General features: G+C 64.8%; 9 protein-coding genes. All 9 read right to left on the reverse strand.

Annotation, left to right across the window (positions count from 1 at the left end; genetic code table 11):
• Window positions 1-88 precede the first annotated feature (88 nt).
• The 9 genes from nadA to moeB all read right to left on the reverse strand — a co-directional run bounded on the left by nadA (window position 89) and on the right by moeB (window position 10,190).
• The gene (gene nadA / locus NUV89_RS23595) at window positions 89-1,147 is read right to left on the reverse strand and encodes a quinolinate synthase NadA (RefSeq protein WP_257783217.1); all 1,059 of its coding nucleotides are present in this window, start codon (window positions 1,145-1,147) and stop codon (window positions 89-91) included.
• A 244-nt stretch (window positions 1,148-1,391) separates the two neighbouring features.
• Complete coding sequence (locus NUV89_RS23600; protein ID WP_257783218.1) at window positions 1,392-2,465, reverse strand: glucuronyl hydrolase; 1,074 nt, start codon at window positions 2,463-2,465, stop codon at window positions 1,392-1,394.
• Window positions 2,462-3,616, reverse strand: coding sequence for an MFS transporter (locus tag NUV89_RS23605; RefSeq protein WP_257783219.1), 1,155 nt, complete (start codon window positions 3,614-3,616; stop codon window positions 2,462-2,464). Before NUV89_RS23605 ends, NUV89_RS23600 begins: the two co-directional genes overlap by 4 nt.
• Window positions 3,613-4,749 (reverse strand): acyl-CoA dehydrogenase family protein, encoded by a 1,137-nt coding sequence (locus NUV89_RS23610; protein WP_257783220.1) that lies wholly within the window; start codon window positions 4,747-4,749, stop codon window positions 3,613-3,615. The genes NUV89_RS23605 and NUV89_RS23610 overlap by 4 nt, the downstream gene beginning before the upstream one ends.
• Complete coding sequence (locus NUV89_RS23615) at window positions 4,743-6,392, reverse strand: class I adenylate-forming enzyme family protein (RefSeq protein WP_257783221.1); 1,650 nt, start codon at window positions 6,390-6,392, stop codon at window positions 4,743-4,745. The genes NUV89_RS23610 and NUV89_RS23615 overlap by 7 nt, the downstream gene beginning before the upstream one ends.
• Window positions 6,389-8,200: a CoA transferase gene (locus NUV89_RS23620; protein WP_257783222.1), complete on the reverse strand. Its 1,812-nt coding sequence runs from the start codon at window positions 8,198-8,200 to the stop codon at window positions 6,389-6,391. The genes NUV89_RS23615 and NUV89_RS23620 overlap by 4 nt, the downstream gene beginning before the upstream one ends.
• Window positions 8,201-8,287: 87 nt before the next feature.
• Complete coding sequence (locus tag NUV89_RS23625) at window positions 8,288-8,560, reverse strand: MoaD family protein (RefSeq protein WP_124524932.1); 273 nt, start codon at window positions 8,558-8,560, stop codon at window positions 8,288-8,290.
• A gap of 44 nt (window positions 8,561-8,604) precedes the next feature.
• The gene (locus NUV89_RS23630; RefSeq protein ID WP_257783223.1) at window positions 8,605-9,012 is read right to left on the reverse strand and encodes a M67 family metallopeptidase; all 408 of its coding nucleotides are present in this window, start codon (window positions 9,010-9,012) and stop codon (window positions 8,605-8,607) included.
• 5 nt (window positions 9,013-9,017) lie between these two features.
• Entirely contained in the window at window positions 9,018-10,190 is a 1,173-nt protein-coding gene (gene moeB / locus NUV89_RS23635) for a molybdopterin-synthase adenylyltransferase MoeB (RefSeq protein ID WP_257783224.1), read from the reverse strand.
• Window positions 10,191-10,403: the final 213 nt, after the last annotated feature.

A 10,403-nucleotide genomic window follows, 5' to 3' on the forward strand; every position in this document is an offset into this window, starting at 1 on the left:
AAGATTGATTGACTGATACACCGCCTTCGCGAGCAAGCCCGCTCCCACACAAGCCAGCTCCCACATTTTTGACCGAGCTCGCCTCGGGTCAGGCGTTACCGGCAAGCTTCAACCGCGCCGCCTGGGTGAAATCCAACATCCGCTTGAGCGGCCGCACCGCCTGCGGAATCACCGACGGTTCGACAAAGATCTCATTACTGCCCTCACGCAGGCACTGCAACGTACGCTCCAGCGTATTCATCGCCATCCACGGGCAATGCGCGCAACTGCGGCATGCCGCGCCGTTGCCGGCGGTGGGCGCTTCGACAAACACCTTGTCCGGGCACAGCTGCTGCATCTTGTAGAAGATGCCGCGGTCGGTCGCGACGATAAAGGTCTTGTTCGGCAAACGCTGGGCGGCGGCGATCAGTTGGCTGGTGGAACCCACCGCGTCTGCCAGCTCGATCACGGCGGTCGGCGATTCCGGGTGCACCAGGATCGCGGCGTCCGGGTACAGCGCCTTCATGTCTTCCAACTGCTTGGACTTGAACTCTTCGTGGACGATGCACGCACCGTCCCACAGCAGCATGTCGGCACCGGTCTGGCGCTGGATGTAGGTGCCCAGGTGCTTGTCCGGGCCCCAGATGATCGTCTCGCCGTTGTCCATCAGGCTCTCGACGATTTCCAGCGCGCAGCTGGACGTCACCACCCAATCCGCGCGGGCTTTGACCGCCGCCGAGGTGTTGGCGTACACCACCACGGTGCGCTCGGGATGCTGGTCGCAAAACGCCGAAAACTCGTCCACCGGGCAACCCAGGTCCAGGGAGCACGTGGCTTCCAAGGTCGGCATGAGGATGCGTTTTTCCGGGGTGAGGATCTTGGCCGTCTCGCCCATGAACCGCACGCCGGCGACCAGTACGGTCTTGGCCGGATGGGCGGCGCCGAAGCGGGCCATTTCCAGGGAGTCGGAAACACAGCCACCGGTTTCTTCGGCCAGGGCCTGGATCACCGGGTCGCAGTAGAAGTGGGCCACCAGCACCGCGTCCTGGGCTTTAAGCTCGGCGGCGATGGCGGCGCGCAGGCTCGCCTCTTCTTCGACGCTGAGGGCCTTGGGCTGCTTGGCGTCGAGGTGGGCTTGAACCAGAAGGCGTTCGGAAATGTGCGTCATGTTCGCAAGACCTGCAGGCGCAGTAGCGCGAAAGTCGAGTGTACCACCGGCTCTGGAGCCCTTCGGGCGCCGCCGGACGAAGTGTTTTTGTTCATCAAGCACGGGTGAAACAGAAGCTGCGCAAGGCTACAGAATATCCAATCGATTCAAAAGCCCAATCTGGCGTTTGCGCGTGCGTCTGTCGGGCAAAAAAAAGGGAAGCCCCAGCAGCGGAGCTTCCCTTTTTTGTCCCATGACGCGGCCCTCAGACCACCCGTGGATCAACCTCCCCCGCCCAAGCCATCAACGCCGCCAGCAAAAAGAAACTGCCACAGGCCGATTCCACCTTCTGCTCCGTCGTCGCCGACGTGCGATAGCAATGCCCGCTAAAACGCCCCTCGACAAAGTCACCGCTGCGCACGATAGCCGCCAGCACACGCCCCGCCTCCTGCTGCAACACCTGCCCATCGGTGTGCGCCAGCGACTGCGCTTGCAGGGCCAGCGACGCCATCGCCGCCGCGCATGGATCGTGCGGTCCATCAGGCTGATCCAGACGGTTGAGCGGTGCTTGCACCGAGCGGCTGCGCAGCCAGTATTGATTGGCGCGCTGGGCATCCTCGCGGAACGGCACACCGTACAGACGCGCACCGACGCCAAGGCCGAGCATGGCCCAGGCTTGCCCACGGGACCAATCGCCCGCCGAGTCGCCCGCCTGCCATTGGCCTTGGTCATGAAGTGCGTGACTGCTCCAGGCGCCCTCCGCCCCCGCGCAGGCGCGAAACGAGGTGTGCAAGTGCTGGCGTCCCTGGCTCAACAGGCCAGCGTCGTTGCCCAACGCGAACAAATTCAAGGTCGCCGCCAGCGGGTCGATGCTCAAGCTGCGATCACCCTGCGGGCCGCCGCCCATTTCTCGGCCCAAGGGGATGCAACACAGCACCGGATCAAACCCATGGGCCAGTCGCTGTGCGGCCTCGCCCGCCAGCGCGGCAGCCTCGGGATCCGCCAACAACTGCGCACCAAGACCGGCGCCGTACCAGAAGATCAGGGCGCGGTGATGGGTATCGCTGTCGAGCTTGTCCCGCAGGCGTTCGGCAATCCTTAGCGCGTGCTGCCGATCCGCCTGACGCCCGTAATGAACGGCGCGCAGCCACCACAGTCCAGCCCAGAAACCGCCCAGCCATGAGCCACCGGCCGAGACTTTCCACGCGCCGTCGTTGTACAGCGGGAAACCTTCACCACAGACCGCCTCGATCTGCTCCAGTCGAGACACAATCGCCTCGATGGCGCGCTGCGTCTCGGCACTGTTGAGCGGCCGGTCCAACACTTCAAACGCACTCATTTGACCACCTGCAAACCCGGCGCAGCACGCACCCGCGTCAACACCAGGCTCAGCCCACAGGCCAGCAGCACCACGCCGATGGGCATCCACCACGACTGGCCGAACACCAGCCCGAACAACGGCGGCCCCAGCGCAAACCCGCCGAAAAAGCCCACCGAGAGTAGACCGGCCGAGGGCGCCGGCGCGCCGAATCCGGGATCACGCAGCACCATGCTCATGGCGATGGCATTGGTCGCCACTGCCGTCAGGCCCATGCCCAGCGCACCGGCCCACAACAGCCAGTGACGCGCGGGCGTGGCCTGGGCTGTCAGCCACAACGCCACGCTCGCCAGCAGCAATAACCCCAGCAACAACCACGACTCATCGGCCATGCGCGCGCCCAACGGCGTCAACAGAACGCGCGCGGCAATGCCCATCACGCCGAAGCCGGCGATCAAGCCGCCGATGGCGCCCGTCGACATGCCCTGCCCTGCGGCGAACACACCGAGAAAGGTCACGAAGGACGACAGCACAACACCCACGCACAACTGGATACTCATCAACACACCGAGACGCGCAGTCGGCCGCGCCACCCGCAAACTCAGCGGTTTACGCGCAGAAGGTGCTGGGGCCACACGCGGCCCCAACACCGCCAGCAACAACGCCGGCAGCAGCAGACACGCCAACGCCCCGCGCCATCCAAAACCCAGCGCCAGGCCCGGCAACAACGCCCCGGCAAACAACGCCGAGACTTGCACCCCGGACTGCTTCAACCCCACCACCGCCGCCTTGAACTTCGGCTCCACGCGCTCGGCAATCAGCAGATTGGTCACCGGGTTGGCCAGCGCCTGGGCAATCCCGCACACCGTCAGCGCCAGCACCACCCCAAAGAACCCCGGCAAGGCGGCGAGCAGGCTGTAGGAACACGCCGTGCTCCAGAACAACAACGCCAGGCCGCGCCGACTGCCCAGCCAATTGACCAGCGGCCCGGCCCACAGCGACAACAACGCGGCAAAACCAAAGGTGCTGGTAATCAACCAACCCAGCCACGGCGTCGGCACGCCAAGATCGGCGACCATCAACGGCCCGAGGGTGCCGACCGCGTAGAAGATCAACATCGGCAGGGCCATGGCGCAGGTCAGCACCACGCGCAACCACAGGCGATTGCTCATCCCCGCGCTCCCGACGACGGCAGGTCGAAGTCCAAGCCGTCCACACCACAGCTATCAAGCAACTGCCGACCGACCGCGCTTATCAGCGCATCGTCGGTGCCGTCGAGAATGTGCGTGGTGCGCGCGGTGTTGTAGATCCCCGGCAGTGGCGACCACGCGCTCAAGCCTTCGGCGCCCATGATCTGGATCGCCGAATCCGCCGCTGCGCTCAACGCCTGGGACGCCGCGACCTTGGCGATATTCACCTCAACGCTGTTGGCCACGCCCGCATCGCGCTTGGCTGCCGCGTCCTGCAACAACAACCGCGCACTGGCGATGGACTGGTACACGCTGAACACCCGCAGGCGCACCAACTGCTTGTCGGCCAGGCGCGCCTGTTGGCCACGGGGCGAATGAATGCGCGCGCACATCAGGTCGAAACAACGCTGCGCCAACCCCAGCCAATGCACCGAGCGCAGGATGCGCCCCAGGCCCAGACGCTCCTGCATCAGCGCCAGCCCTTGCCCCGGCTGGCCCAGCACATAGGCCGGCGCCACCGCTACGTCGTCAAAGGCCAACTCGCCCTGGCCACTGAAGCGGCCAAGGATCGACAACGGCCGCACCACGCGAAACCCCGGCGCATCCGCCGGCACCAAAAACATCGACAAGCCCTGCGCCGTCTGCGCCACCACCGTGACCAACGCCGCCCGCTCGGCACGGCAGATAAACCACTTGCGCCCGTTCAAGCGCCACTGGCCGTCGATCAGTTCGGCGTGCGCGGTGATGGTTGCCGGGATCGAACCGATGCTGTCCGGCTCCGACATCCCGTAGCTCGACACCATCGCCCCGCAGGCCAACGGCTCCAGGAAACGCTGGCGCACCACCTCGCTGGCATGACGGCTGAGCATGTGCAAATCCAGGGTGGCGTCATCGCCGAAGATCGCCGGGGCGTATTCCGAACGGCCCTCCTGCTCGGCCACCGCCAGGTACTCGCGCAGGCTGCCGCCGGTTTGCGGATAAAAATTACCCCACACACCTTCCGCCCGCGCCTGCTCGCCCAGCTCGGCCAGCAACGGCGGGTTGCTGGCCAACTCGCCTTCCACGGGGATGATGCGCTCATCGACAAACTGCCGTACCCGCTGCGCCTTCAACATGCGATGCCCGCCCCGCTTTCAAGGAACGCCACTTCGGCGGCCAGGGATTTCTTGTCGATCTTGCCCGCAGGCGTCAGCGGCAACTGGCGATAGAAACGCAGGTACTCCGGCAGCTTGTTCACCTCCAGGCCTTGCTCGCGCAGGTAGTCGGTCAGTTCGCTGAGGGAGAAACGCGCCGCGCCGTCGCGCAAGGTCACGCAGATGCACACGCGCTGGCCGAGGTCCGGGTCGGGCACCGCGACGCACGCGACGCTGACCACATCCGGGTGGCTGGTGGCGAGGGTTTCGATCTGCACCGGGCTGATGTTCGCGCCGCCACGGATGATGATGTCTTTCTTGCGCCCGGCGAGGATCAGGTAGCCGTCGTTGTCGATGTAGCCCAGATCGCCGGTGTTCACCCAGCCTTCGGCGTCGCGGTACTGCGCGTCGAGTTCCGGCGCATTCACGTATTGCATCGGGCTCAACGGGCCGCGCGCCTTGATTTCGCCGACGCTGCCCTGGGGCAATTCCGCGCCGTCTTCGTCGAAGATCTTGATCGCGCACACCGCAGGGTTCGGCCGGCCGACGCTGTAGAACACCACGTCCAACGCATCGTCGAGGGTGTTGTGGCAGTTCACCCCATCGGCGGAACCGTAGAGGCTGATAAAGCCGCAACCGAACGCCTCGACACAGCGGCGCACAGTCACCTCATCAATCAGCGAGCCGCCGCAAATCAGCCCGAGCAGGCTGGATTTATCCACCTGCGCCAAACGCGCATCGGCAGCGATACGTTGCAGCATGGTCGGCACGCCAAGGATGTGGGTCGGGCGCAATTGGGCGATGGCGTCGATGGCCGCCGCGACATCGAACTGCGGCAACACCGCAATCGAACCGCCGAGCCAGGACAGGCTGCCAAAGGTCGCCGTCGAACCAAACGACGAACCCAGCGGCACCAGGTACAGGCCACGGAACGTGCCGCCCTCGGGGTGCACACGTTGCAGGAAGCGCCCACGCCCGCCGACCAGGGCGTTGTGGGAATAGGCAACCAATTTAGGCTCCGATTCGGTGCCGGAGGACACCAGCAAGCGCACCGGAGAATTCGGGCACACCTCGGGCAATTGCGCTGCGCTCAACGGCTCGGCCTGGAACATCTGCGCCAGGCTCAACCAGCCTTTGCGCGCCTCGCCTTCGACGATCAGCACACGCAGCGACAACAGCGTCGGGCGCAGGGCCTCGATGACCTGGCACAAATCGATGCCGGCGTACTGCGCCGGCACGATCACCGCGCGCGCATCGCAACGGCGTACCAGGGATTGAATGTCGAGGCTGCCGCGCCCCGGTGGAAACGGCGCGACCACCGCGCCCAGCGCCGCAGCAGCGAGGTCGATGGCGCAGCTGCGCCAGCTGTTGGTCAGTTGGTACGCCACCACGTCACCGGCAACGATGCCCGCGTTGCGCAAACTGGCGGCCATGCGCAACGCCGCGGCGTGCAGCTCGCCGTAGCTGATGCTGCTGTCGGGTTCGAGCACCGCCGGTTTGTGCGGGTCACGTTCGGCGTGCTCGCGAAACAGTTGGTAGACCGAACGGTTGGGGTAAGTGCCGTCCTGTTCCCACACGCTGCGCACAGCGGCGGGAACCAGATCGATAATGCCTGCGTTGTTCATCGAAAACTCCAGTGAGCGTTGACCGAGGTATAGGCATTCACGCTTAAACACGTCTTCAATCGCCTGTCTTGAGCCAGGGCTGACAGGTCTTCTACGGCCACCACGGCCGGGATATCGGCGGCGCCCAGCACCTGTTGCCAGGTAGCGGCGGGTTGCGACGCCAAGGCGCTGCGGATGGCTGCGTCGCTGTGCAGGTCGCAGGCGAGGATTTGTTCCAGCTGTGCAAGTTGCGCCGGGGTCTGGCAGTCGATGGCCAGCACGCCGTCGGCGGTCGGGTAGACGCCCTTGAGCAGGCTCGGCGTGGGCGCGTCCTGCACCGTCAGCAGGTTGGCGGCGCCGAGCAGCGAGCTGTCGACCCGCGCGCCCTGGCCACTGAGGGCGCGATGCAACAGCGCTGCGCTCACGCCCTGGGCAGCGACCACACCGCCCAGCACATCGAGCACGGTGAACAACGAACCACCCGGCGTGGCCGACGCCTGGCCGATCTGCTCGCCGACGCCGGACCAGGCTTGCACCATAAAGTCCGTGCCCGGCAGCGGTTCGCCCGGGCGGTCGTGACCCCAGCCGCCGGCGTAGGCGTATACCAGCGCCGGGTTGATGCGCGTCAGGTCGGCGCTGTCCAAGCCCAGCTCGGCGGCCTTGCCCGGCGCCCAGTTGTGCAGGAACACATCGGCGTCGCGCACCCGTTCAAACAGTTCGTCGCGACCGGCGCGGGACTTGATGTCCAACTCACGCACCTGCTTGTGCCGGTTCAGCGCATCGAAGCGTACCGACACGCCATCCACACACGGCGGCATGCCGCGCAACGGATCACCACCGGGCAACTCAAGGCGGATCACCTCGGCCCCCAACAGCGCCAGCAGATGCCCGGCCAGCGGGCCCTGGATGCGGCGGCAGGATTCGATCACGGTCAGGCCGCTCAATGGCAACGCCGGGTTGTCCAAGGCACGCAATGGCTGGCCGCCGGCGGCGACGGCGAAACTCCACGGGCCCTGGGCGATCTGCGCGGGCAGGTCCGCATCGCCACGCCGCTCGGCGAGGCTGCGCAGCGGGCACACCGCCATGCCGCTCAAGGCGCACAACGCGGTGATGCGTGCCATCGACAAGCGCGCCATGGCCTGACGGAACACCGCTGGCATCGGCGCGACAGCTTTGGCGTAGCGCAGCAGGAAGGCTTTCCAGCCCTGCCCGGCCTGTTCGCCGTCGATACCGACCTGCGCCCAGAAGCGCCGCCAGGGTTCGGCGTCGAGGGTTTCCAATTCAAAATACACGCCGTCGGCCGACATGAACGGCGGGCGATTCTTCGCGCACGTCGCCCCCGGCAACAGGTGTTCGGCTTCAGCGCCCGCCGTGGCACCGGCCAGGTATTGGGCGATGCTCAACACGCCGGCACCGGCCATGGACGTGTCCACGCGGCTGAAATCGCCGCCACGCAGTTGCCCGACGGCAGCGGCGAACACGCCTTGCAGCGCAAGGCTGGCACCGAGGGTGGAGACGTAATCCACCCCCAGCCCCTGGGCCTTGCCGCTAGCCCGGCCGTGCACCGACATCAAGCCGCAGGCCGCTTGCAGCGTGTGTTCGGTGGCGCCAGCGGACGTGCCGTCGGCCCAGCCATGAATCACGCCCTGCACCGACTTGAGGTCAGGATGATGCAGGCCGATGCACATGGCATCGCGCCTATCGCTGTCGTGGGGCGCGACGCCCAGCGCCGTCGCCTGGTAGCGCAGTGACGCGGCCAAGCTGGCCATCCCGGCCGGTGCGCCGGTAAACGTGCCGCTGAGGCTACAGCCGTGTAGAAGTGCAGACATTCGACATTCGCCAGAAAAGGTGAGTGATCGCTGCGCGCGCGACCTCGGGTGAGGTACGCCGCGCCAGCCCTGAGACGTGTTCGCCGATCAGCCGCCCGCGACGGCCGGCAGGATGGTGATGGCGTCACCGGCCTTGAGCGCGGTGCCCAGGTTGTCGGCGAAACGGATGTCGTCATCGTTGACGTAGATATTCACGAAGCGATGCACCTGGCCATCGCCAATCAAGCGATCCTTGACGCCTGGGTACTCGCGCTCCATCTGTTCGATCACTTCCAGAACTGTGTTGCCTTGCACTTCCACGCGTTTCTGATCCTGGGTAAAAGAGCGCAACAAAGTGGGCACCATCACGGAAATCGACATGCAGAACTCCCTGGGCCTTAGTTGGCCCATTGATTAATTTCGGTTTAATTAACGATGTAGATAACTTCTTCAGTCACTTTGCGTTGCACGATACGAAAACTGCGCACTGCAACTTCAACTTCCGGCAGTGTTGAAACAATCACGTAGTGCACCGATGAATCACCGGCATAACTCACATCTTCCGCACTGGGGTAGGCCACGCTGGCGGTGTGGGAGTGGTAGATCACCCGGCACTCTTCGTCCCGTTCGTCCAGTTCGCGCCACACCGCCAGTTGCTGCTTGGGGGCGAAGCTGAAGAACGTTTCGGAGCGCGCGGCGTTGTCCATCGCCACCAGGCGTTCGGCGGTGGGCTCACCCACCGGCGCAGCGATGATGCCGCAGGTTTCCAGCGGGTGATCGCGGTGCGCCTGTTCCAGCATCGCCTCCAGCAGGCCAGCACGCAGCTTCAACATGGCCGTCAGTAGCTCGGCAACGTCGGTTCGACATCACGCACCCAGGCCAGCACGCCGCCGTCGAGGTTGCGCACGTTGCTGAAGCCGCGCTGCTGCAACTCCAGCAACACCGCCTTGGAACGCATCCCGGATTTGCAATGCAGCACCAGGTTGGCGTGCTTGCCGAAGCGGGTTTCGATGACATGCGCGGTGTTCGGACCTTTGGGGATATGTTGCGCGCCAGGGATGCGCACGATGTCCCACTCGGTCTGTTCGCGCACGTCGATCAGCAGCAGGTTTTCCCGGCGTTCACGCAGGGCGTGCAGCTCGCGGGCGCTGATGGACGGGATATCCGACGGCTGCACGCCGTGGGGCGCCAACAGGCCGCAGAACGCCTGGTAATCGCTGAGGGCGGTAATCGGCTGACGCCCCGGCGCACGACGCAGTGGCATTTGCCGGTAGGACATTTCCAGCGCGTCATAGACCATCAAGCGCCCCAACAGGCTGTCGCCGATGCCGGTAATCAACTTGACCGCTTCGGTGGCCATGATCGCGCCAATCGACGCGCAGAGAATGCCCAGCACCCCGCCTTCGGAGCAGGACGGCGCCAGTTCCGGTGGCGGCGGCTCGGGGTAGAGGTCGCGGTAATTGAGGCCGACGCCGCCGGGAGCATCTTCCCAGAACACCGAGGCCTGGCCTTCGAAGCGGTAGATCGAGCCCCACACGTACGGCTTGCCGGCCAGCACGCAGGCATCGTTGACCAGGTAGCGGGTGGCGAAGTTGTCGGTGCCGTCGAGGATCAGGTCGTACTCGCTGAACAGCTGCACGGCGGTTTCCGGTTCCAGGCGCAGGTTGTAGCAGTTGACCTGCACATGGGGGTTCAAATCGCGGATCGCCGCGGCGGCGCTGTCGACCTTCAATTGGCCGACGGTGGCAACACGGTGGATCACCTGGCGTTGCAGGTTGGATTCGTCCACCACGTCAAAATCGATAAGGCCCAAGGTGCCGATACCGGCCGCCGCCAAGTACAACAACGCGGGCGAACCGAGACCACCGGCACCAATGACCAACACTTTGCTGGTCTTTAAACGGCGCTGGCCGTCCATGCCGACATCGGGAATCAACAAGTGCCGGCTATAACGGGTTATTTCATCGTTACTTAGTTGGGCAAGTGGCTCTACAAGTGCAGGAAGTTTCATCACGAATACCTGTTTCTGAATGCAACTGATTCTCAAGTAATCACTTGGTTTAATCAATTCGACAGGCCAGGGGTTTCATATTCATAAGGGATATTTTTGTATGCGTTTAAATAAACAGCGGTGAGAACACTGGACCTGTGGCGAGGGAGCTTGCTCCCGCTGGAGTGCGCAGCGCTCCCAAGATTTTTGGGGCCGCTGCGCAGCCCAGCGGCT

Source organism: Pseudomonas sp. 18.1.10, from assembly GCF_024655625.1.
Classification (GTDB): domain Bacteria; phylum Pseudomonadota; class Gammaproteobacteria; order Pseudomonadales; family Pseudomonadaceae; genus Aquipseudomonas.